The organism is Kitasatospora sp. NPDC033851 (genome assembly GCF_055576085.1).
Window position 1 is genome coordinate 152,668 of the sequence record NZ_JBVIRL010000008.1, and the last position, 23,248, is coordinate 175,915.

General features: G+C 72.3%; 18 protein-coding genes. 10 read left to right on the plus strand and 8 right to left on the minus strand.

What is annotated here, in order from left to right; translation table 11 throughout:
• Positions 1–34: 34 nt before the first annotated feature.
• From ACZ51D_RS17895 to ACZ51D_RS17905, 3 genes are all read right to left on the minus strand, one after another.
• Positions 35–709, minus strand: a complete 675-nt coding sequence (locus tag ACZ51D_RS17895; RefSeq protein ID WP_360492963.1) for a response regulator transcription factor — start codon at positions 707–709, stop codon at positions 35–37.
• Entirely contained in the window at positions 706–2,019 is a 1,314-nt protein-coding gene (locus ACZ51D_RS17900; RefSeq protein ID WP_465662756.1) for a histidine kinase, read from the minus strand. Before ACZ51D_RS17900 ends, ACZ51D_RS17895 begins: the two co-directional genes overlap by 4 nt.
• 117 nt (positions 2,020–2,136) lie before the next feature.
• Entirely contained in the window at positions 2,137–2,835 is a 699-nt protein-coding gene (locus ACZ51D_RS17905) for a TetR/AcrR family transcriptional regulator (protein ID WP_465620258.1), read from the minus strand.
• A 216-nt stretch (positions 2,836–3,051) separates the two neighbouring features.
• Here ACZ51D_RS17905 and ACZ51D_RS17910 point away from each other — a divergent pair, with 216 nt between their 5' ends.
• Entirely contained in the window at positions 3,052–4,650 is a 1,599-nt protein-coding gene (locus tag ACZ51D_RS17910) for an MFS transporter (protein ID WP_465662758.1), read from the plus strand.
• Positions 4,651–4,821: 171 nt separating this feature from the next.
• Here ACZ51D_RS17910 and aceE read toward each other — a convergent pair whose 3' ends face one another.
• Entirely contained in the window at positions 4,822–7,572 is a 2,751-nt protein-coding gene (aceE, locus tag ACZ51D_RS17915) for a pyruvate dehydrogenase (acetyl-transferring), homodimeric type (protein WP_465620262.1), read from the minus strand.
• Between the two features lie 518 nt (positions 7,573–8,090).
• Between aceE and ACZ51D_RS17920 the strand changes: the two genes are divergently transcribed.
• The 5 genes from ACZ51D_RS17920 (at position 8,091) to ACZ51D_RS17940 (ending at position 12,238) form a co-directional block, all read left to right on the plus strand.
• On the plus strand, positions 8,091–8,531 hold the full coding sequence (locus tag ACZ51D_RS17920) for a DUF3052 domain-containing protein (protein WP_360492949.1): 441 nt from the start codon (positions 8,091–8,093) through the stop codon (positions 8,529–8,531).
• Between the two features lie 293 nt (positions 8,532–8,824).
• Positions 8,825–9,283: a peroxiredoxin gene (locus ACZ51D_RS17925; RefSeq protein ID WP_465620264.1), complete on the plus strand. Its 459-nt coding sequence runs from the start codon at positions 8,825–8,827 to the stop codon at positions 9,281–9,283.
• A 218-nt stretch (positions 9,284–9,501) separates the two neighbouring features.
• Complete coding sequence (locus ACZ51D_RS17930) at positions 9,502–10,077, plus strand: TerD family protein (RefSeq protein ID WP_465620266.1); 576 nt, start codon at positions 9,502–9,504, stop codon at positions 10,075–10,077.
• Positions 10,078–10,418: 341 nt separating this feature from the next.
• A complete protein-coding gene (locus tag ACZ51D_RS17935) occupies positions 10,419–10,997 on the plus strand; it encodes a TerD family protein (RefSeq protein ID WP_360492940.1) in 579 nt (192 codons plus the stop codon).
• Between the two features lie 146 nt (positions 10,998–11,143).
• Entirely contained in the window at positions 11,144–12,238 is a 1,095-nt protein-coding gene (locus ACZ51D_RS17940; RefSeq protein WP_360492937.1) for a DUF475 domain-containing protein, read from the plus strand.
• Between the two features lie 149 nt (positions 12,239–12,387).
• On the opposite strand, the gene ACZ51D_RS17945 is transcribed toward ACZ51D_RS17940, so the two are convergent.
• Positions 12,388–13,614, minus strand: a complete 1,227-nt coding sequence (locus ACZ51D_RS17945; RefSeq protein WP_465620268.1) for a DUF2637 domain-containing protein — start codon at positions 13,612–13,614, stop codon at positions 12,388–12,390.
• A 361-nt stretch (positions 13,615–13,975) separates the two neighbouring features.
• On the opposite strand from ACZ51D_RS17945, the gene ACZ51D_RS17950 reads away from it, so the two are divergent.
• Positions 13,976–14,725 (plus strand): Tellurium resistance, encoded by a 750-nt coding sequence (locus ACZ51D_RS17950; RefSeq protein ID WP_360492932.1) that lies wholly within the window; start codon positions 13,976–13,978, stop codon positions 14,723–14,725.
• Positions 14,726–14,786: 61 nt separating this feature from the next.
• Here ACZ51D_RS17950 and ACZ51D_RS17955 read toward each other — a convergent pair whose 3' ends face one another.
• Entirely contained in the window at positions 14,787–16,007 is a 1,221-nt protein-coding gene (locus ACZ51D_RS17955) for a TerD family protein (RefSeq protein ID WP_465620271.1), read from the minus strand.
• A 396-nt stretch (positions 16,008–16,403) separates the two neighbouring features.
• Between ACZ51D_RS17955 and ACZ51D_RS17960 the strand changes: the two genes are divergently transcribed.
• The 3 genes from ACZ51D_RS17960 to ACZ51D_RS17970 all read left to right on the plus strand — a co-directional run bounded on the left by ACZ51D_RS17960 (position 16,404) and on the right by ACZ51D_RS17970 (position 21,332).
• Positions 16,404–17,612, plus strand: coding sequence for an HpcH/HpaI aldolase/citrate lyase family protein (locus tag ACZ51D_RS17960; RefSeq protein WP_465620273.1), 1,209 nt, complete (start codon positions 16,404–16,406; stop codon positions 17,610–17,612).
• Positions 17,613–17,784: 172 nt separating this feature from the next.
• Positions 17,785–20,511: a phosphoribosyltransferase gene (locus ACZ51D_RS17965; protein WP_465662760.1), complete on the plus strand. Its 2,727-nt coding sequence runs from the start codon at positions 17,785–17,787 to the stop codon at positions 20,509–20,511.
• The gene (locus ACZ51D_RS17970) at positions 20,511–21,332 is read left to right on the plus strand and encodes an HAD family hydrolase (protein WP_465620277.1); all 822 of its coding nucleotides are present in this window, start codon (positions 20,511–20,513) and stop codon (positions 21,330–21,332) included. The genes ACZ51D_RS17965 and ACZ51D_RS17970 overlap by 1 nt, the downstream gene beginning before the upstream one ends.
• Positions 21,333–21,415: 83 nt before the next feature.
• Here ACZ51D_RS17970 and ACZ51D_RS17975 read toward each other — a convergent pair whose 3' ends face one another.
• Positions 21,416–21,640 (minus strand): FmdB family zinc ribbon protein, encoded by a 225-nt coding sequence (locus ACZ51D_RS17975; protein WP_465620279.1) that lies wholly within the window; start codon positions 21,638–21,640, stop codon positions 21,416–21,418.
• 47 nt (positions 21,641–21,687) lie between these two features.
• Positions 21,688–23,097, minus strand: a complete 1,410-nt coding sequence (locus ACZ51D_RS17980; RefSeq protein WP_465662762.1) for a coiled-coil domain-containing protein — start codon at positions 23,095–23,097, stop codon at positions 21,688–21,690.
• Between the last annotated feature and the right edge of the window lie 151 nt (positions 23,098–23,248).

The following is a 23,248-nucleotide window of genomic DNA, read 5'->3' on the forward strand; positions in this document are numbered from 1 at the left end:
GCGGACGCGTAGCGAGCGGGGGAGTAACAGCCCGCTACTGACCGGGGGTCACCAGGCCCGACTCGTAGGCCAGCACCACCGCCTGGGCGCGGTCGCGCAGGTCGAGCTTGGCGAGGATGCGCCCGATGTGGGTCTTCACGGTCTGTTCGGCGAGCACCAGCTTCGCGGCTATCTCCTGGTTGGACAGGCCGCGGGCGATCAGCTCCAGCACCTCGGTCTCGCGCGGGGTCAGGCCGTTGAGCCGCACCTTGGGGTCGTGGCGCTTGGCCGGACGGGTGCGGGCGAAGTCCTCGATCAGCCGGCGGGTCACCGAGGGGGCGAGCAGTGCCTCGCCGGCCGCGACCACGCGGACCGCGGCGATCAGGTCGGCCGGCGGGGCGTCCTTGAGCAGGAAGCCGCTGGCCCCGGCGCGCAGCGCCTCGTACACGTAGTCGTCCACGTCGAAGGTGGTCAGCATCAGCACCTTGGGTGTGTGCGCGCCCGGCACGGCGGGGTCGAGCAGCCGCCGGGCGGCTTCCAGGCCGTCCATCACGGGCATCCGGACGTCCATCAGCACCACGTCCGGGTGGGTGCGGCCGACGACCTCCAGGGCCTGGGCGCCGTCCGCCGCGTCCCCCACCACGTCGATGTCGCTCTGGACGCCCAGCAGGGCGGCGAAGCCCGCGCGGACCATGGCCTGGTCGTCGACGATGATCACGCGGATGGTCATGCGGTGGTCTCCCGAGGGGTGCTGAAGGTGCCGAGGGGCAGGACGGCGGCCACCTTGAAGCCGCCGTCCGGCAGCGGGCCGGTGTCCAGCTTGCCATCGACCAGCCGGACGCGTTCGCGCATTCCGACCAGGCCGTGCCCGGTGCCCTCGACCGAGGCCTCCAGCGACTCGGTGCGCTCCGGCGGGGGCGCGTTGACCACGGTCACCAGCAGTGCCGGGCCGTCCGAGGAGAGCGACACCCAGGTCTGCGCGCCGGGGGCGTGCCGCACCACGTTGGCGAGCGCCTCCTGGACGATCCGGTACGCGGAGAGGCCGACGGCCTGCGGCACCGTCTCCACCAGCCCGTGGTCCACCGCCAGCTCGGCCGGGACCCCGGCCCGCCCCACCGTCTGGACCAGCTGGGCGAGTTGGCCGACCCCGGGCTGCGGGGCCTTCTCCCCGCCGGACTCCTCGCTGCGCAGCACGCCCAGCAGCCGGCGCATCTCGGTGAGCGACTCGCGCGCGGTGCCGGCGATCGCGGTGAACTCCTCGGCGGCCGCGGCCGGCATCTCGGGGATCCGGTACGGCGCGCTGGCGGCCTGCACCGCGATCACCGACATGTGGTGGGCCACCACGTCGTGCAACTCCCGTGCGATCCGGGCGCGTTCCTCCAGCAGGGTGCGCCGTTCGCGTTCGACCTCGCTGATGTGCTCCTGCTCGGTGAGCAGCCGGCGCGCCTCGGCGCGGTCCCGGACGGCCCAGCCGAGCAGCAGCACGGCGCCGCTGAGCGCGATCAGCAGCACGGTGGTGCCGTCGCCGGAGCGGGGCAGGCCGAGCGCGGTGGTGAGCACGGTGAGCAGGACGGTGGCGAGCCAGACCGCGACCAGGGTGGGCCGGCTCTCCCGCAGTGCGAGGGCGATCAGCAGGAAGAGGTACGCGAGGATCATCGGCGCGGTCCACGGCCAGGTACCGCCGTGCAGGTCGTAGTGCGCGGAGATGGTGGCGGTGGCGACGAGGGTGGCGGCGCTGATCCACCAGGCGGCCAGCGGCCGGGTGATGGCGAGCAGCAGCGGCGCGGTCTGGGCGACGGTGAGCGCGCCGGCCACCGGCAGTACCAGGCCGTAGGAGTCGACCAGCACGGCGATCCCGGAGGGGATCAGCGAGGACAGCAGGATCAGGGCGACGGCGTACGGCAGCCGTCGCAGCCAGGACCTGGGCGACTCCCCGAGCAGCGGGGTGTGGCCGCCGGTCGGGGTGATGAGGTGGTGGTGAAGGGAGCGCAGCAGGCGGCCGGCGTACCTGCGGAGGTCGGCGGGGGTGAGGTTCTTCATCGTGGGCCAGCCTAGGAGGCCGGGGCCCGCCGGGGCGTCGCACCGGAGCGCGAACTTCCGGGTGCTGCCGGGGTGTCGGGTGCTACCCCGGTATGACCCGGGGGTGCTACCCGGGCGTTACTCGGGGCGCTGTGCGGGGGTGCGCCAGTGGCCGGCCAGGGCCGGGCCGAGCTGGTCGAAGTGGCTCTCGATCAGGGCGATCATGCCCTCCGGGCCGTCGGGTTCGCGGTCGGCCGTCCAGGACAGGTGGGCGGCGCGCAGCACGCTGCCGAAGACGGCGGCGAGCACGGTGGGGCGCAGGTCCTCGCGCGGGTCCAGCCCCTCGCGTTCGGCGAGCACCCGGACGACGATCCGCTCCTGCTCGGTGACCCGGCGCAGGTGGGCGGCGAGCAGGGTGGGCGCGTCCTCGATCATCCGCATGAGTTCGAGGGCGCTGGTGATCGAGCCGGGGCCGGAGGCCTTGGCGTTCCCGAGGTCGCGCCAGGCCTTGACGATCGAGGCGCGCAGGGCCTGCAGCGGGGTCTCCTCGGCGGGGCGGTGGCGCAGGCACTCGATGAAGTAGTCCTCGGCTTCGGCCATGACGGCGAGCGCGACCTCGTCCTTGTTGGCGAAGTAGCGGAAGAAGGTGCGCTGGGAGACGTCGACGGCGGAGGCGATCTCGTCGACGGTGGTGCGGGCGAAGCCCTGGCTGAGGAAGAGCATGTGGGCGGCCTGGACCAGGGCGTACCGGGTCTGCTGCTTCTTTCGCTCACGCAGCCCGGGCGTCCGCCCGAGGTCCTCCGGGGTGTCGGCGGGGCGGGGGGTGTGAGCGGCCATGGCGGGGGCCTTCCGGGGCTCTGGTGTGGCGGGTGGGAGCACAACCTTAGCGTTCTGACAAATGTCAGTAATGGCCAGAAGTCACTGTTTGCCGAATGTCAGCGACTGACATAATCTGCGGCGAGTGGCGCCCGTCGGGCCGGGGCACCTGTGGGGACGGGTGGGCCGGGGCGCCACGACCACGTTCCGAACGAGCCACGTCCCCGGAGGGCCCAGATGAGCCAGTCCGTCGTCAAGAACTCCGAGGCGGACGCCCCGCCGCTGCCACCGCCCGGGGGCGGCCTCAAGGGGCACCCCTGGCTGACCCTGCTGACCGTCGCGGTCGGCGTCATGATGGTCGCGCTGGACGGCACGATCGTCGCCATCGCCAACCCGGTGATCCAGGAGAAGCTGCACGCGGCGCCCTCCGAGATCCAGTGGGTCACCAGCGGCTACCTGCTCGCCCTGGCGGTCTTCCTGATCACCGCCGGCAAGATCGGCGACCGTTTCGGCCACAAGTCCACCTTCCTGGTCGGCGCCGTCGGCTTCGCCGCCACCTCGGCCGCGATCGGCTTCGCGGGCAACATCCAGACCGTGATCGCCTTCCGGGTGCTCCAGGGCCTGTTCGGCGCGCTGCTCCAGCCGGCCGCGCTCGGCCTGCTGCGCGGGGCCTTCCCGGCCGAGAAGCTCAACATGGCGATCGGCATCTGGGGCGGCGTGATCGGCGCCTCCACCGCGGCCGGCCCGATCGTCGGCGGCCTGCTGGTCGAGCACGTCAGCTGGGAGTCGGTGTTCTTCATCAACATCCCGGTCGGTCTGATCGCGCTGGCGCTCGGCCTGTGGGTCCTCAAGGACGTGCGGGCCGAGAACGCCGCCAAGTCCTTCGACGTGCCCGGCATCGTGCTGCTGTCGGTGGGGATGTTCGCGCTGGTCTTCGGCATCATCAAGGCCCCCGAGTGGGGCTGGGGCGACACGAGGACGCTGCTGTTCCTGGGCGGCGCGGTGGCGCTGATGGCGCTCTTCGCGTTCTGGCAGGGCAAGGCGCGCGAGCCGCTGATCCCGCTCAGCCTGTTCCGCTCGGTGCCGCTGTCGGCGGGCGTCCTGCTGATGGCGCTGATGGCCTTCGCGTTCTTCGGCGCGATCTTCTTCGTGACCTTCTACTTGCAGAACGTGCACGGGATGAAGCCGGTCGAGGCCGGCGTCCACCTGCTGCCGATGACCGGCATGATGATCGTCGGCTCGCCGGTGGCCGGCATCGCGATCGGCAAGCTCGGCCCGCGGATCCCGATCGTGGCCGGCATGCTGATCACCACCACCGCGATGTTCGGGATGTCCACCCTGGACACCGGCTCCGGCACCGGCGTGATGTCGCTCTGGTTCGTCCTGATGGGCCTCGGCATCAGCCCGGTCATGGTCGGCGCCACCGAGGTGATCGTCGGCAACGCCCCGCTGGAGCTGTCCGGCGTGGCCGGCGGCCTCCAGCAGTCCGCGATGCAGGTCGGCGGCAGCCTCGGCACCGCGGTACTGGGCGCGCTGATGGCCGCCAAGGTCGGCGACGTACTGCCCGGCAACTGGGCCAAGGCCGGCCTGCCGCCGGTCGAGGGCCCGCAGGCCGACGGCCTCAAGCAGGCCGCCCAGCTCGGCATCGCCCCGCCGGCCCCGCCCGGCACCCCGCAGCAGGCGGTGGACGCGATGGCCGGGGCCGTCCACGAATCCTTCGTCAGCGGAATGTCGCTCGCCTTCGCGGTCGCCTCCGTGGTGGCCTTCACCGCCGCCGTGCTCGGCCTGCTCACCCGCCGCGGCACCACCGACGCGGGCCCCGCCGTGCACATCTGACGCGCGCCCGTACGCGACGGCCCCGGACTCGGCGGAGTCCGGGGCCGTCGTGGTGTCCGGCGGCGCACGTCGTGGGCGCTCCTCACGCGTGGGTGAGGGCGACCAGCGGCGAACCGGACGACGAAGGGCCGGACTCCGGGGGAGTCCGGCCCTTCAGTGCCCAGCGGGTGATCAGGCGTCGCCGCCGGCGGCGCCCGGGTCGGCCGCGGTGACGTCCAGCAGCTGGTAGCGGTCGATCGCGTCCTTCAGCGCCGAGCGGTCGATCTTGCCCTGCTTGGCGAGCTCGGTGAGCACCCCCAGGACGACCGACTGCGCGTCGATGTGGAAGAAGCGACGGGCCGCGCCACGGGTGTCGGCGAAGCCGAAGCCGTCGGCGCCCAGCGACTGGTACTGGCCGGGCACCCAGCGGGAGATCTGGTCCGGCACCGCGCGCATCCAGTCGGACACCGCGACGACGGGGCCCTCGGCGCCCTGGAGCTTCTGGGTGACGTACGGCACGCGCTGCTGCTCCTCGGGGTGCAGCAGGTTGAACTCCTCGGCCTCCACCGCGTCGCGACGCAGCTCGTTCCAGGAGGTCGCGGACCAGACGTCGGCCTTGACGTTCCACTCCTCGGCGAGGATGCGCTGGGCCTCCAGGGCCCACGGCACGGCCACGCCGGAGGCGAGGATCTGGGCCGGGATCTGGCCGGCGGTGCCCGGAGCGTACTTGTGCAGACCCTTGAGGATGCCCTCGACGTCCACGTTCTCGGGCTCGGCCGGCATCTTGATCGGCTCGTTGTACACGGTGAGGTAGTAGAAGACGTCCTCGCCGTTCGGGTGCTCGGCGCTGGAGCCGTACATCCGGCGCAGACCGTCCTGGACGATGTGCGCGATCTCGAAGCCGTACGCCGGGTCGTACGCGACGACGCCCGGGTTGGTCGAGGCCAGCAGGTGCGAGTGGCCGTCGGCGTGCTGCAGGCCCTCACCGGTCAGGGTGGTGCGGCCGGCGGTGGCGCCGATCACGAAGCCGCGGGCCAGCTGGTCGGCCATCTGCCAGAACTGGTCGCCGGTGCGCTGGAACCCGAACATCGAGTAGAAGACGTACACCGGGATCAGCGGCTCGCCGTGGGTGGCGTAGGAGGAGCCGGCGGCGATCAGCGAGGCGGTGCAGCCCGCCTCGGAGATGCCGTCGTGCAGCATCTGGCCGGTCGGCGACTCCTTGTAGGCGAGGAGCAGGTCCCGGTCGACCGACTCGTAGGTCTGGCCGAGCGGGTTGTAGATCTTCGCCGACGGGAAGAGCGAGTCCATGCCGAAGGTGCGGTACTCGTCCGGCGCGATCGGCACGAAGCGGTTGCCGATGCCCTTGTCCCGCATGAGGTCCTTGAGCACCCGGACGAACGCCATGGTGGTGGCGATGGTCTGGTTGCCGGACCCCTTCTTGACCGCCTTGTACGCGTCGTCGCCGGGCAGCTCCAGCTTGCGCGGGCGCACCTTGCGGGTCGGCACGTAGCCGCCGAGCTCCTGCCGGCGGTCGTGCATGTACTGGATCTCTTCCGAGTCGCGGCCCGGGTGGTAGTAGGGCGGGTAGCCCTCGTCGAGCTGCTTGTCGGTGATCGGCAGGTGCAGCCGGTCGCGGAAGCGCTTCAGGTCCTCGACCGTCAGCTTCTTCATCTGGTGGGTGGCGTTGCGGCCCTCGAAGTTGGGGCCCAGCGTCCAGCCCTTGACCGTCTGGGCCAGGATGACCGTCGGCTGGCCCTTGTGCTCGCGGGCCGCCTTGAACGCCGCGTAGATCTTCTTGTGGTCGTGGCCGCCGCGACCCAGGTGCTGGATCTGCTGGTCGGTCATGCTCTCGACCATCTTGCGTAGACGCAGGTCGGAGCCGAAGAAGTGCTCGCGGATGTACTCGCCGGTCTCGGTGGCGTAGGTCTGGAACTGGCCGTCCACCGTGGTGTTCAGCTTGTTGACCAGCACGCCGTCGCGGTCCTGCGCGAGCAGCGGGTCCCAGCTGCGGTCCCAGACCAGCTTGATCACGTTCCAGCCGGCGCCCCGGAACTGGGACTCCAGCTCCTGGATGATCTTGCCGTTGCCACGGACCGGGCCGTCGAGGCGCTGCAGGTTGCAGTTCACCACGAAGGTGAGGTTGTCCAGGCTCTCGCGGGCCGCCAGGGACAGCTGGCCGAGCGACTCGGGCTCGTCCATCTCGCCGTCGCCGAGGAAGGCGTAGACCTGCGAGTCGGAGGTGTCCTTGATGCCGCGGTGCTCCAGGTACCGGTTCATCCGGGCCTGGTAGATCGCGCCGAGCGGACCGAGGCCCATCGAGACGGTCGGGAACTCCCAGAAGTCCGGCATCAGCCGCGGGTGCGGGTAGCTGGACAGGCCGTACGGGGCCTTCGACTTCTCCTGGCGGAACGCGTCGAGCTGCTGCTCGGTCAGTCGGTCCAGGAGGAAGGCGCGGGCGTAGATGCCGGGGGAGGCGTGACCCTGGAAGAAGATCTGGTCGCCGGACTCGCCCTCGGCGTCCTTGCCGCGGAAGAAGTAGTTGAAGCCGACGTCGTAGAGCGACGCGGAGGAGGCGAAGGTGGCGATGTGCCCACCGACGCCGATGCCCGGGCGCTGCGCCCGGGAGACCATGACGGCCGCGTTCCATCGCGTCGCGTTGAGGATCTTGCGCTCGATCTCCTCGTTGCCGGGGAAGAACGGCTCGTCCTTGGTGGCGATGGTGTTGACGTAGTCCGTGCTGCGCATCTCGGGCACGGCGACACGCTTCTCGCGGGCGCGCTCGATCAGCCGCAGCATCAGGTAACGGGCACGCTCACGCCCCCGCTCGTCGATGGCCGCATCGAGCGACTCCAGCCATTCCGCGGTCTCCTCGGGATCGAAGTCCGGGACCTGACTCGGAAGGCCGCCAATGATGATCGGGTTGCGATCGGATCCGGAAGCCACGCTGTTCCTTCACTGTCGGTCGAAACTGAGGTGTGTCGCGCCGCCTCCATCGTGCTACCGCGCTCGGAGATCCGTCATCTCTACCGATCGGTAACCGTTCCGCCTGGTGGGCGGGCCGGTCTGGTGGTGCGTGGCGCGGGCGTGTCCGTCCGCTCCGTACACCCCCGGGTGTTACGAAAAGAGGTGGTCCGACCTGGTGTCCCGTCCGCCCGATGGCGGGCGGCCGGGGTGAGGGCCAACAGGAGACTCTACGCCCGCGCACGCGCGGACCCCGAATGCCGTTCGCATCTCGGGCACACGTACGGCCTGTGGGCCGGGACCACCCGAAGCATCGTTGTCCTATGCAGAGAAGGGCAAATCGGTGTGATTCCCGACACGTCGGAACGGCGTGTTCCGGTGTGGCGCGTCAACCTTTGGAGGGGATCGGGGGTCGGGTACTTGCGCGAACCGCCGCGCCCGTGTGGACTACGGCCACAGCCTTGGCATGGATGCCGAGCCGAATACTGGAGGTTATTCCCGTGAGCGCGACCGCGGACCCCGCGGACAAGTCCAACCCGGCGACCCGTCTCGGCTTCGAAGAGGGCCAGATCATCCAGGAGCTGGGGTACGACGACGACACTGACCAGGAGCTCCGCGAAGGCATTGAGGAGCTCACCGGGACGGATCTCGTCGACGAGGACTACGACGACGTCGCCGACGCCGTCCTGCTCTGGCACCGCGACGAGGACGGGGATCTCACCGATGCCCTCGTCGACGCCCTGGAGTACCTGGCCGAGGGCGGCATCATCTGGCTGATGACGCCCAAGACCGGGCGGGACGGCCACGTCGAGGCCTCCGAGATCAATGACGCGGCCAAGACCGCCGGCCTCTCCCAGACCAGCTCGATCAACATCGCCAAGGACTGGGCGGCCACCCGGCTCGCGACCAAGTCCACGGCGAAGCCGGGCGGCAAGCGCTGAACGGGTTCTGAAGCCCCGCGCCGGGCCCCCTCGGAGTCACGCTCCGACGGGGCCCGGCGCCTTTTCGTGCTCTTCGGCGTCCGGAGGCGGCCTGGGGGCGGCGGCCCGGGGGGCCCGGAGGGGACTCTCCGGAACCCGGCCGAGGGGTGGTGGCGCGTTCGCCCAGGGCGAAAGGAGACGGGCGCCGGGCGGCCCCGCGTCATCCGTTCGGCCGAACGTGCGTCGACGAATGGCAGGATGTGGCCTGCCGCGCCCGCCGCGCGGCGCGGTCGCGCGTCAGAAAGGTCCTGTCCATGGCCATCGAGGTCGGCACCCGGGCTCCGGACTTCGAGCTCAACAACCAGCACGGGGAGACGGTCCGGCTCGCCGAATTCCGCGGCGAGAAGAACGTCGTGCTGGTCTTCTACCCGTTCGCCTTCACCGGCGTCTGCACCGGCGAGCTGGGCGCGATCCAGCGCGAACTCGCCGGGCTGCAGAACGACGACGTCCAGGTGCTCGGCCTCTCCTGCGACTCGCAGTTCTCCCAGCGCGTCCTCGCCGACCGCGAGGGCCTGGAGTTCCCGCTGCTCGCCGACTTCTGGCCGCACGGCGAGGTCACCCGGGCGTACGGCGTCCTCGACGAGGAGCGCGGCTGCCCCCTGCGCGGCACCTTCGTGATCGACAAGGCCGGCACGGTGCGCTGGAGCGTCGTCAACGGCCTCCCGGACGCCCGGGACGAGCAGGAGTACCTGAAGGCCCTCGCCGCGCTCTGAGCCGCCCCCGCCGCGCTCTGAGCCCCCGCCCCCGCCGCTCGGGTGCCCGACGGCCGTGTCCGACGGTCGTGTCCGAGCGGAACCGCGCTGCCGACGGGAACCGCGTACTACGCTCGGGCCGTTGGCGGAGTGGGGTGCGGGAGCAGGTGCGCTCCCGGAGCCCCGGACCGCACCACCGGGGGCACCACAGGGCGTGCCTCCCGATTCTTGGAGGACACGTGGGAGTCAGCCTCAGCAAGGGCGGCAACGTCTCGCTCACCAAGGAGGCCCCCGGGCTCACGGCCGTGGTCGTCGGCCTGGGCTGGGACGTCCGGACCACCACCGGGACGGACTTCGACCTGGACGCCAGCGCACTGCTCTGCAACGCCCAGGGCAAGGTCGCCTCGGACGGCAACTTCGTGTTCTTCAACAACCTGAAGAGCGCGGACGGCTCGGTCGAGCACACCGGCGACAACCGCACCGGTGAGGGCGAGGGCGACGACGAGGCGATCAAGGTCAACCTGGCCGGCGTCCCGGCGGACGTGGAGAAGATCGTCTTCCCGGTGTCGATCTACGACGCCGAGAACCGCGGCCAGAGCTTCGGCCAGGTGCGCAACGCCTTCATCCGCGTGGTGAACCAGGCCGACAGCACGGAGCTGGCCCGCTACGACCTCTCCGAGGACGCCTCCACCGAGACCGCGATGGTCTTCGGCGAGCTGTACCGCAACGGCGCCGAGTGGAAGTTCCGCGCCATCGGCCAGGGCTACGCCTCCGGCCTGCGCGGCATCGCCCAGGACTTCGGCGTCAACGTCTGAGTCCTCGTCGGCGCCCGGCGGCGCGCTTCACCCGGGGCGGCCCGGACCCGCGGAGGTCCGGGCCGCCCCGTTTCGTGCCGGCCGTTCGCGTGGCTTCCCGTGCGGCCTCTCGTACGGCCGTTCGCGCGGCGGTTCGTGTGGTGGTTCGCGCGGCGGTTCGGGGCGCCGTTCGCGCGGGCGGGCGCGGGCCGGTCGGGAGTTCGTCCGACCCGGTGCCGCGGTGGCCCGCCACGCTGCGAGGATGTGAGTTCAGGAAGTTCAGCCGACCAAAGCCGGTCGGCCGGGGCCGCGGGGGATACACCTGGAAGGCGCCCCGGGAGAAACAAGGGAGGAACAACGTCATGGTGGTCACGCTCGCCAAGGGCGGCAACGTCTCGCTCACCAAGGCCGCGCCGAACCTGACGCAGGTCCAGATCGGCCTCGGCTGGTCCGCCCGTTCGACCACGGGCGCCCCGTTCGACCTCGACGCGAGTGCCCTGCTCTGCGGTGGCGGACGCGTGCTCGGTGACGAGTACTTCGTCTTCTACAACAACCTCAAGAGCCCCGAGGGCTCGGTGGAGCACCAGGGAGACAACCTCACCGGCGGCGACGACACGGGTGACGACGAGGTGGTCCTGGTCAACCTGGACCTCGTCCCGGCGCAGGCGGAGAAGGTGGTCTTCGCGGTCTCGATCTACGAGGCCGAGGCGCGCCTGCAGAACTTCGGGCAGGTCCGCAACGCCTACATCCGGGTCGTCAACTCGGTCGACGGCCAGGAGATCGCCCGCTACGACCTGTCCGAGGACGCGTCCAACGAGACCGCGATGATCTTCGGCGAGCTGTACCGCTACGCGGGCGAGTGGAAGTTCCGCGCGGTGGGCCAGGGGTACGCCTCCGGCCTGCGCGGCATCGCACTCGACTTCGGCGTGAACGTACAGTAGGGGCGGAAATCGGACCATCGCACCCGACCCGATCATGAGAACTGAGGGCAGTGCGGGGGTGACCTGACCGGGCCCGGCCCGGTCAGGGCGTCTCGGGGACGAGGCCGCCCCCGGCACGGCCAGAACCCGAAAGGTAGCCAACTCCCGTGTTCCTCCGCACATTCGGCTGGTCGTTCGCGATCACCGCCATCGGCCTGGCTGCGGCCGGACTGCTCTGGGGAGCCCAAGGCTTCGGCATCGTGCTGATCCTCTCCATCCTGGAGATCTCCCTGTCGTTCGACAACGCGGTGGTCAATGCCACGGTGTTGAAGCGGATGAACCCGTACTGGCAGAAGATCTTCCTGACCGTCGGCGTGCTGATCGCCGTCTTCGGCATGCGCCTGGTCTTTCCGCTGCTGGTCGTCGGACTCACCGCGAAGCTCAACCCAGCGACGGTCATCGACCTCGCGCTGCACTCCGACAAGACCTACGACGGCCTGACCTACGGCCAGTACCTGGAGGCGGCCAACCCGGCGATCGCCGCCTTCGGTGGCGTCTTCCTGCTCATGATCTTCCTGGACTTCGTGTTCGAGGAGAAGGACTACAACTGGCTGTCCTGGATCGAGCGCCCGCTGGAGAAGGTCGGCAAGCTGGAGGCCTTCTCCACCGTCGTCGCCCTGGTCGCCCTGCTGCTGGCCTCCAACTTCTTCGCCGGGGAGCACGCCGAAACCGTTCTGCTCGCCGGTGTCCTCGGCCTGGTCACCTACCTCGTCGTCGGCGGCCTGTCCTCGATCTTCGAGTCCGGCCTGGAAGAGGAGTCCGAGCGCGAGGAGGAGGCGGAGAAGTCCGGCAAATCGGTCGTCCAGGTCGCCGGCAAGGCCGCGTTCTTCCTGTTCCTCTACCTGGAGGTCCTGGACGCGTCGTTCTCCTTCGACGGCGTGGTCGGCGCGTTCGCCATCTCCAGCGACATCTTCCAGATCACCCTGGGCCTCGGCATCGGCGCGATGTACATCCGCTCGCTGACCGTCTTCCTGGTCCGCAAGGGCACCCTGGACGACTACGTCTACCTGGAGCACGGCGCGCACTACGCGATCGGCGCGCTGTCCGTGATCCTGCTGGTCGGCATCAAGTACCACATCCCGGAGATCGTCACCGGCCTGATCGGCGTCGCCTTCATCGGCCTCGCGCTCGGCTCGTCGATCCTGCGCAACCGGCGCCAGGGCGCGGACGAGGAACCGGAGCTGGTCGGCTCCGACACGTAGCCGCCGCCGGCAGGACATGCGAAACGGCCGCCTCCGGGAAATCCCGGGGGCGGCCGTTTCGCGTTGTGCGTCGTGTGTTGTGCGTCGTGTGGTGCGCGTTTTGAGTTGTGCGTTCCGAGTTGTGCGTCGCGCGTCGTGCGGGGGTGGGGTCAGCCGAGCTGCTGCTCGATCGCGCGCAGCTTGCGCTCCAGCGAGTCCAGCTTCGGCATCGACAGGGTGTCGTCGTCGGCCGACAGGTCGATGGACGAGCCGCGACGGGACGAACCGAAGGTGTCGGCCGAGGAGCTCGAGGAGCTCGAGGAGGACGAATAGGCCGAGGACGACGAGTAGTCCGAGGACGACGAGTAGCCCGAGGAGGACGAGGCGGACGAGTACGTCGAGGGGGACGAGTACGAGGAGTACGAGGAGCCCACGGCGGCGCGGGGGCGGCGGCCGCTGTCCAGGGCGGCGGGCTCCGCCGAAGCGGTGGAGGTGTGCGAGGTCGAGGAGGTGGCGTCAGTCTCCGCGGCTAGGGCAGGCTCCGTAGCGCTCGGGCCGTCTCCGGCAGCCGTGAGGGCGGGCACCTGGCGGCCACCGCGGGCCCGGGCCAGCATGCCGCCGCCCTGGCGGGAGATGGCCTTCAGCTCGGCGCGCTCGCGGCGGTCGGCGGTGCGGGCGCGGACCTTGGCGTCCAGCTTCGCCTGGCGCTCCTCGCGCACCTCCTCGACCGCCTCGTCCAGGCTGCGGACGTTCTCCAGCAGCATCAGCGACCAGGCCGCGTAGGTCTCACGCGGGGCGCGCAGCCAGCGGACGATGCGGATCTGCGGCAGCGGGCGGGGCACCAGGCCCTGCTCGCGCAGCGCGGCCTTGCGGGTCTGCTTCAGCGCGCGGTCGAACAGGATTGCCGCCGAGATCGACATGCCGGAGAAGAACTGCGGGGCGCCGGCGTGGCCGAAGCCGCGCGGGGCGTGCACCCAGTTGAACCAGGCCGAGGCGATCGCGAACACCCAGACCAGCAGCCGGGAACCGAGCGCGGCGTCACCGTGGCTGGCCTCGCGGACGGCGAGCACCGAGCAGAACATCGCGGCGCCGTCCAGGCCGAACGGGACGAGGTACTCCCAGCCGCCGGCCAGGCCCAGGTTCTCCTTGCCGAAGCCGACCAGGCCGTGGAAGGACAGCGCGGCGGCGACACCGGCACAGCAGAACAGCAGCGTGTACGAGGAGATGCCGTAGATCATCTCCTTGCGGCGGCGACGCTCCTCGCTGCGCTCCCAGGAGTCGCCGGCCTCGTCCTTCTTCGTGTTCTTGAAACGCAGCGTCGCCATCAGGACGGAGACGAACAGCAGGGCTGCGCCGCCGACGACGGTCCAGACCAGCTGTATGGAGGTCAGGTTCATTGCGGGTCGGGCCTCGGGTTTCCGCAGGGGACAGGTTCACAGTGCGACACAGGCGGTCAGGTTCCGCCGCGCGGGCACTGCCTGACGGTTTGTTCGTCACCGCACGGCTGCCCCACCGCGCCCGCGCAGGGGCGGGCGGGACACCTGTGCGGCTAGACGATATCGCGTCCGAAGGGGCGGCATGTTACGGGAGGGCGGCTTGCTCCGGCCAATCGACCCGCCGGTTCGGCTGTGGTTCGCCCGTGGTTCGCCTGGCGGGGTAGGGGAGGGCGTGGACGGGGTATCCGTCGGCCGGGCCGATGCCCGATCATTGGTCGGCGGAACGTCAGATCGCCTGGCGGGAGCAGGGGGAGAGGACGGGATGGTCTCGATCTGGGAGTACCTGCGCGGGGACCGGAGCTACACCTTCGACAACCCGGGCGGTCAGCACAAGGTCATACTCACCAAGTCGGCCCCGCAGCACGCGATCACCGGGTCGGCCGCCACCACCGGCTACCTCTACGTCAACCTGCACTGGTCGATGCGCGCCGGCACCGGCCGTTCGAGCACCCGGGACACGGTCAAGCGGTTCTTCAGCCCGCGGATCCTCAGCCCGCGGGAGCCGGACTCCCCGCAGGGCAACGAGCCGATGAACGTCGACCTCGACCTGGCCTGCATGTACGAACTCTCCGACGGCTCCACGGGCGTGGTGCAGCCGCTCGGCGGCCTCTTCGGCGACCTCCAGAACGCGCCCTACGTCAAGCTCAGCGGCGACGACCAGTACGGGGCGCCGTCGGGCGAGACGATGTACGTCAACCTGGAGAAGAAGGACAAGTTCAAGCGGCTGCTGATCTTCGTCTACATCTACGACGGCACGCCGGCCTTCGAGCAGTCGCAGGCGGTGGTGACGATCGTGCCGCAGACCGGTCCTCGGATCGAGATCAAGCTGGAGGAGCGGGCCCGGGCGGCGCGCTCCTGCGCCGTGGTGCTGATCGAGAACGCCGGGGACAACCAGCTGACGGTGCGCCGCGAGGTGCGGTACGTCAACGGGTTCCAGTCGGACATCGACCGGCTGTACGGGTTCGGGATGCAGTGGCAGCGCGGCTACAAGAACCAGCCGGGCGGCGACTGACGGACGCCGCGCGTTCGGGGCGGGGCCGCCGGTGTCGGGCGGCCGCCGCCCCGGACGGGTGTCAGCGGGGCTGGAACTGCGGGCCCTGCGGGGGCAGCGCGAACTCCTCGCCGGTGGGTGCCGGGGACTGGCCGGCGGGAGGCTGGCCCGTCGGAGGCTGGGGCGGGACGGGCGGCTGCTGGCCGGTGCCGGGCGGCGGGTAGCCGTAGCCGCCCGGGTGCGGCTGCGGCGGGACGGGCTGGTTCGGCGGGGGGTAGCCGTAACCGGCGGCCGGCTGCTGCTGGTACGGCTGGGTGGGCTGCGGGTATCCGTAACCGGTCCCGGGCTGCGGGTAGCCGTACCCCGTGCCGGGCTGCGGCGGGGGGTAGCCGTAGCCGGTGCCGGGCTGGTGGCCCGGTGGCGGGGTGGGCGGCGCCGGCGGGACGGCCGGGGGCGCGGTGGGCGGGGCCGCCGGCGGGGGCGTCATGGTCGGTGGGGTCGAGGGCGGCGGCGGTGCGGTGAGCGGTGCGCCCGTCGGTGCGCCCGTCGGTGCGCCCGTGGTGGCGCCGACCGGGGTCGGGGAGGCCTGCGGCTGCGGCTGGGGGACGGCCGGGGCCAGGGTGAAGGTGCCCGGCTCGGGGGCGGCCGAGCGCCGGTCCGGCAGCGGGGTGCTGCGCGGGTCCACCGCGCCGGTGGGCGAGCCGGTGGAGACCGGCGCCGGGGTCGGCGCCGGACCGGGTGCGGCGCCCGCCGCCTCGTCCTCGACGGTGATGCCGAAGTCGGTGGCCAGGCCGATCAGCCCCGAGGTGTAGCCCTGGCCGATCGCCCGGAACTTCCACGACCCGGACCGCCGGTACAGCTCGCCCGCGACCAGCGCGGTGACGCTCTCGGCGTCGCTGATCCCGAACTCGGCCAGCGCGGGCGCGCCCTCCCCGGCCGTGGCGTCGAACAGCAGCAGCCGCAGGCCCGGCACCGCGCGGAAGGGTCCGCCCTCGGAGGAGCCGGCCAGCACCACGCGGTCCACCTCGGCGGGCAGCTTGCCGAGCTCGACCTCGATCGTGTCGATGATCTCGGCGCCGCCGGAGGTCTGCTGCTTGGGCAGGTGGCGGACCAGGCCGGAGGGGTGGCGCGGCTGGTTGTAGAAGACGAAGTCGGCGTCCGAACGGACCCTGCCGGTGGCGCCGAGCAGCAGCGCGGACGCGTCCACGTCCGGCGCACCGGGCGTGGCGCTCCAGCGCAGCACGGCGCGGACCGCCGCCGCCGGCAGTGCGATGTTGGCGCCCTTGGCCATCACGTGCGTCATAGCGGACCATCCTGCCTGTTCGCCACCCCTTCGGACAACGTGACCGGACCGGTCCCCGCCGGGTCGGACTTTGCCAAGACTTGCGCTTCCTGGGGTTTGGCGCCGCCGAACCCATGATCGTCCAAGTGGACCGGGATGTTCCGGGAGTTCAGTGCCGGGGAACCGGGGGCGGCCGGATCCCGTCCGTACGATGGGCGGTCGTAGGCCCCCCGGGGGGTTCGGCGGAGGGACGTCCACCGGTGGCGCGACCGGGGAACCATGGCACCCGGTCGGCCGGTTGACCAGGGTGTCGGCCGGTTGACGGCGGCCTCGGCCGGCCGGCGGCGACGCCGTCCGGTCGACAGGGGCGTCGTCGGCAAGGGGCCGAGGCCCGTCCACATTCTGGAGGAGAGCACCTTGCGCCATTTCGGCCACCTCGCCGAGGACGTACGCGGCCGGCTCTTCCTGGAGCAGCCCCGCGCGTTCACCGCGCAGAGCGAGCCCGAGGTGCTCGCCACCGCGCTCGGCGGCACCCTCTACAGCCCGGCCACCAGGCCCGCACTCGCCGCCGACATCCGCAAACAGGCTGCTCGGGGCGTGGTGTCGATGGTGCTCTGCCTCGAGGACGCGATCGCCGACCACGAGGTGGACGCCGGGGAGCGGAACCTGGTCGAGCAGTTGAATGACCTGGTCAAGGATTTCACCGACTGCGCACAGAGTCACCCACTGCTCTTCATCAGAGTCCGCGCTGCCGCCCAGATTCCCGACCTGGCCCAGCGGCTCGGTCCGGCCGTCGAGCTGCTCAGCGGCTTCGTGCTGCCCAAATTCACCCCGGAGAACGGCGGCGCCTACCTGGCCGCACTCGCCGCCGCCGAGGCCGCCACCGGGCGACGGCTCTTCGCCATGCCCGTCCTGGAATCGCCCGAGCTGGCCCACCTGGAGACCCGGCGCGAGCAGCTCTTCGGCATCGCCGAACTGCTCGCCGGACACCGGGAGCGGGTACTCGCCGTCCGCCTCGGCGTGACCGACCTCTGCTCCGCTTACGGCCTGCGACGCTCGCCCGACCTGACCGCGTACGACGTCGCGCTGGTCGCGGCGGTGATCGGGGACGTGGTCAACGTGCTCGGCCGGGCGGACGGCACGGGGCACACCGTCACCGGCCCGGTCTGGGAGTACTTCCCCGTGCAGGAGCGGATGTTCAAGCCGCAGCTGCGCCGCACCCCGTTCACCGAGGCCTCGTTCGGCGCCGCCGTCGGGACCGTCCGGGCCTCCGGCGAGGAGATCCGCCGCCGGATCATCGAGCACGACCTGGACGGGCTGATCCGGGAGGTCGAACTCGACCGGGCCAACGGCCTGCTCGGCAAGACCTGCATCCACCCCAGCCACGTGCCCGCCGTGCACGCACTCTCCGTGGTCACACACGAGGAGTACTGCGACGCCCGTGACATCCTCCGCCAGGAGCAGGACGGCGGCGGGGTACTGCGCTCGGCGTACACCAACAAGATGAACGAGGCCCGGCCGCACCGCGCCTGGGCGGAGCGGGTGCTCCTGCGGGCGGAGGTGTTCGGGGTGGCCCAGGAGGACGTGAGCTTCGCGGAGCTGCTGTCGGCCTGCTTGTGCGGCTGAGGCTGTTCGCGTGGCTGAGCGCGAGCCGTCGCCTCCCGTTTCCTTACGGCGGATAGGACGAGTTTCCGTACGGCGGACAGGACGAGCCGTGGATGACGGGCCGGGGACGACGGGCCATGGACGACGAGCCGTGGACGACGGGCCGTGGACGACGGGCTATGGACGACGGGCTATGGATGACGGGCCAGAAAATGACGAACGCACCATCGCACCACCGAAGGCAGGACCAGCAGTGACAGCAACACCGCAGACGTGGACCGGCCGTTGGGTCGCCGACCGGGCCGGGATCACGCTGACCGGCTCCGAGCGCCTCCCCGAACTCGTCGGCCTGGCCCTCCGGGAGAACCGCAAGCGCGCACACCTGCTGGTCTCCAACGTGCTCGGCAAGCACGTGCCACAGCGGCCCTCGGTGGTCCACGGTGCCGGACTCGAACTCGGCCGCCGGGTCCGCGAACTGCTCGGCGAGGAGACGGCCGCGCGGGCCGTCGTCCTCGGCTACGCGGAGACCGCCACCGGCCTCGGCCACAGCGTCGCCGACGGCCTGGACGCCCCCTACCTGCACTCCACCCGCCGCCCGGTGCCCGGGATCCCCCCGCTCGGCGGCTTCGAGGAGGAGCACTCGCACGCCACCTCGCACCTGCTGCTCCCGGCCGACCCCGACCTGTTCGCCGGGGACGGGCCGCTGGTGCTGGTGGACGACGAGTTCTCGACCGGCCGGACGGTGCTCAACACCATCCGCGAACTGCACGCCCGCCACCCGCGCGACCACTACGTCGTGGTCGCCCTGGTCGACCTGCGCTCCGCCGCCGACCGGGACCGGCTCACCGACGCCGCCGCCGAACTCGGCGTCCGGCTCGACCTGGTGGCCACCGCGAGCGGCGGCGTCGAGCTGCCCGAGGACATCCTGGAGCGGGCCGAACGGCTGATCGCGGCGGCGACGGCGGGCGAGGTGGCCCCGGGGGGTGAGGTGGCCCCGGGGGGTGATGCGCCTCCGGTGGGCGGCGTGCTTTCGGTGGCCGACCCCGCGCCGCTGGTCCGGGTCGAGCTGGACTGGCCCGCCGGACTCCCGGACGGTGGCCGGCACGGCTTCACCGTCCGCGACCGCGCCCGGCTGGACGCCGTACTGCCCCGGCTGGCCGGGCAACTGGCCGAGGCCCTGCCCGCCGAGGCGCAGCGGGTGCTGGTGCTCGGCTTCGAGGAGCTGATGTACGCGCCGCTGCGCCTGGCCGACACCCTGTCCGAGCAGCTCGGCGGCGACCGCGTCCGGTATTCCACCACCACCCGCTCGCCAGTCCTGGCGGTGGACGACCCCGGCTACGCCATCCGTACCCGGCTGGCCTTCCCGGCCCACGACGACCCGCAGGACGCCGCCTCGCGCGAGCGCTACGCGTACAACGTCGCCCCCGGCACCGACCCGGCGCGGCGCTTCGACGCCATCGTGCTGGTGGTGGACGACGTCGCCGACACCCCGGCGCTGCACCGGGGCGGGCGGGCACTGCTGGCCCGGCTGCGGGAGGTCACCGACCGGGTGGTGCTCGCGGTGTTGCCCTCGCACCGACCGGTGGCGTTGCCGGCCGGGGCGGGCGGGTCGGGCGGGTCGGGCGGCTCGGCGGGGTCAGACGGGTCGGGCGGGTCGGCTGCTGCTCTGCCGACGCCGCTGTACGGGCCGGAGTTCTCCTCGTACCGCGCCGAGGAGGTGGCCTGGCTGCTGAAGGACCTCACCGGGGTCGCCCTGGAAGCCCCCACCGAGGAGCGCGAGGAGGCCGTGCAGAACGGCGGCGCGCACTACGCCGAGTCGCTGCCGGTCGAGTACCAGCCCAGCCCCGAGTACCAGGAGCTGTTCCACCAGGCGCTGCACGGCTCCGCTCGCCGGATCGCGCTCGCCGTCGGCACCGTCGCCGAGACGCTGCTGCGCGAGCGCGGCCCCGGGCTGGTCCTCGCCTCGCTGGCCCGGGCCGGCACACCCGTCGGCATCCTGATCCGCCGCTGGCTGGCCTTCGCCCACGGCCTGTCCGTACCGCACTACGCCGTCTCGATCGTGCGGGGCCGCGGCATCGACCCCGTCGCGCTGCGGTACCTGGCCGCCCACCACCGGGCCGAGGACGTGGTGTTCGTGGACGGCTGGACCGGCAAGGGCGCGATCACCCGCGAACTCGCCGACGCGCTGGCCGGCACCCGCTTCGACCCGGACCTCGCGGTGCTCGCCGACCCCGGCCGCTGCGTGCGCACGTACGGCACCCGGGACGACTTCCTGATCCCGTCCGCGTGCCTCAACTCCACGGTGTCCGGGCTGGTTTCGCGCACCGTCCTGCGGGCCGGGCTGATCGGGCCGGACGACTTCCACGGGGCCAAGCACTACACCGGGCTGGCCGGCAGCGACGTCTCGGCGGCCTTCCTGGACGCCGTGGCCTCCTGCTTCGGCGACGTGCGCGCCTCGGCGGTCGAAGGTGCGGACCGGCTGTCCGCCGACCCGGACCGGGCGCCCGACTGGGCCGGCTGGGCCGCCGTCGAGCGGATCAGCACCGAGTACGGCATCGACAACGTCAACCTGGTCAAGCCCGGCGTCGGCGAGACCACCCGGGTGCTGCTGCGCCGCGTCCCCTGGCGGATCCTCGCCCGTCGCGGCGCCGGTGCGGACCTGGACCACGTCCGGCTGCTCGCCGCCCAGCGCGGCGTCGAGGTCGAGGAGGTGGACGGCCTGCCGTACACCTGCGTCGGCCTGATCCACCCCCGCTACAGCCGCGGGGCGACCGGGGCCGACGGGCGGTCCGTGGCGTCCGAGGTGCCCGAGGTGCCCGAGGTGCCCGAGGTGCCTGACGTGTCTGTGGTGTCTGTGGTGTCTGCGACGTTCGAGGTGTCCGAGGTGTCCGAGGTGTCCGCGACGGAGGGGAAGTCCTGATGGGTGTTCTGGTGGCCAGCGACCTCGACCGGACGCTGATCTACTCCGACCGGGCCCTCGCCCTGGACGTTCCCGACCGGCTCGCGCCGCGGCTGCTCTGCGTCGAGGTGTACCAGGGCCGGCCGCTGTCCTACATGACCGAACGGGCCGCCGGACTGCTCGCCGACCTCGCCCGGCAGGCCCGCTTCGTCCCCTCCACCACCCGGACGCCGGAGCAGTACGAGCGGGTCAAGTTGCCCGGCCCGACCGCGGGTTGGGTCCCCGAGTACGCGATCTGCGCCAACGGCGGGCAACTGCTGGTGGACGGCGTGCCGGACCGGGACTGGCGCACCGAGATCACCGCGCGGATCGCCGCCGGCTCGGCCCCGTTGGAGGAGGTCGTCCGGCGGCTCGCGCTGTGCGCCGACCCGGAGTGGACGCACAAGCGGCGTGTCGCCGACGAACTGTTCGCCTACCTGGTGGTCGAGCGCCCTGCGCTGCCGGCCGGCTGGCTGGAGGAGCTGACCGGCTGGTGCGCCGAGCGCGGCTGGGCGGTCTCGTTGCAGGGCCGCAAGGTGTACGCCGTCCCGGCGCCGCTCACCAAGAGCGCCGCCCTCGCCGAGGTCGTACGGCGCGGCGGCGCGACCACCGTGCTCGCGGCCGGGGACTCGCTGCTCGACGCGGACCTGCTGCTCGCGGCGGACGCGGGGTGGCGGCCTGGGCACGGCGAACTGGCGGACAGCGGCTGGACGGCCCCCGGCGTCACCGCCCTCGAAGAGGTGGGGGTGACGGCGGGGGAGGAGATCGTCCGACGGTTCCTGGCGGGGGCTACAGCGGGTTAGCCGTCCTGGGCAGCGCGCTCTGGCCAGTGCTGTGGCCGACGCTTTGGCCAGCGCCTTGGCCAGCGCCTTGGTCGGCGCCCTGGTCAGCCCCCGCAGCAGCCGCCGCCACAGCAGCCGCCCCCACCCCCGCCGCTGGGGGCGGGGGCCGGTCGGCCGGCGGCCGCGCCGGTGACGGCGACGGTGGACAGCAGCTTCACGGTGTCCTCGTGGCCCTGCGGGCAGACGGCGGGGTCGCCGGACTGCGCCATCGGACGGCGGAGCTCGAAGGTGGCGCCGCAGGAGCGGCAGCGGAAGTCGTAGCGTGGCATACCGGCAGGGTACCGAGGTGACCCCGCCGGTTTCCCGCGGTCACCGGCTAGTGGTGTCCGCCCAGGTCGCCGCGGATCAGCCCGATCACCTGCGCGGCCGTCTCCCGCACCGCCGCCAGCTCGGTGAGGAAGACCCAGTAGTCGGGGTGCCGGCCGGCCGCCTCCAGCGTGGCCACCGCGCGGTCCAGCCGGGCCACCGCCTCGTCCAGCGGGGCGGCGTGCCGTGGGTCCGGCGCGCTGCGCCCGGCCATCGCCAGCCGCTGCGCGTCCCGGATGGCGAAGCGGGCCCGCTCGATCTCCCGGTTGGGGTCGTGCTGCACCTCGTTCAGCTGCCGCAGCCGGTCGTTCACCGCGACCACCGAGCCGTCCGCGGCGTCCAGCAGCGCGCGAACCGTCCCGATCGCGGCCGTGGCGTCCGCCCAGCGCTGCTCGTCCCGGGCACGGGCGGCCTCGGCGAGCTTGCGCTCGGCGGCGCGCCCGGTCTCCGCGACCTGGTCCGGCACCCGCTGCAGATCCTGCCAGCAGGCGGTGCTGAACCGGCGGCGCAGCTCGCTCAGGGCGGGCTCGACCGTCGTGGCCTTGGTCTCCAGCGCCTGGATCCGGGTCCGCAGGCTCGCCACCCGCCGGTCGATCTCGCGCGCCCGCTCCGGCAGCTGCGCGGCGTCGGCGGCGATCGCCTCGGCGCGCTGCTTCACGTCGTCCGCGCGCTGCAGGGTGCCGGCCACCCCGTGCCGGGCCGGGCCCTCGTTCAGCCGCCCCAGCTCCGGAGCCAGCTCGGCCAGCCGGGCCGCCAGGTCGTCCGCCCGCAGGCCGGCGCCGCGCGCCTCGTCCAGCGCGTTGGAGGCCGTGAGCAGCGCGCGCTTGGCCTGCTCGACCGCCGGGGTGACCCGCATCAGCTGCTGCTCGGCGTGCTGGATGGTCGGCTGCAGACGGCGCAGGAAGTCGTTCAGTTCGGCGCGGGCGGAGCCGAGTTGGCCCTTCACGTCCTCCAGCTGGCGCCTGGCCTGCGCGGCCGCCCCCGCGTCCAGGGTCTCGCTGTCCAGGTTGTGGGCGTCGAGCGCGCCCAGGTAGTTCACGGTGACCTGGTCGACCCGGCCGGAGATCGCCGCCAGATCGGCCAGCGCGCGCTGCGTCGTCGGCCCGTCCTCCGCCGCACGGACCGTCTCCACCGCGAGCTGCACCTCGCGCTGGGTCTCCTCCAGCTCGTAGAACGCCTCCTGCGCCGCGGCCCGGGCCTCCCTGGCCCCCGCCCGTACGCCCTCCCCGCCGCCGCGCCGGCCCCACCAGCCGCCGGTCCCGGCCGACGCCAGGCCGACCGCCCCCAGCGCACCCGCCAGCACCACGGGCAACACCAGCGCGTCCGCCAGCGCACTCCCCGCCCGACGCCGCCCCCGCCCGCTCCCGCCGGCCACCGTCACTGCGCGCTCCCTGCTCCGACCCGCTGATCCGGCCCCCATTCTCCCCGATCACCCCACCGACCCGTCACCCCCTCCCACCCCTTTCGCCCCCGCCTCCCCGCCCGTGCCCCGCCCCCTCCGCACGCCACCCGGACTCCCCACCGCCGCCGCCACCACGGCCCCAGCCCCGTACCGCCCACCCCCACCCCAC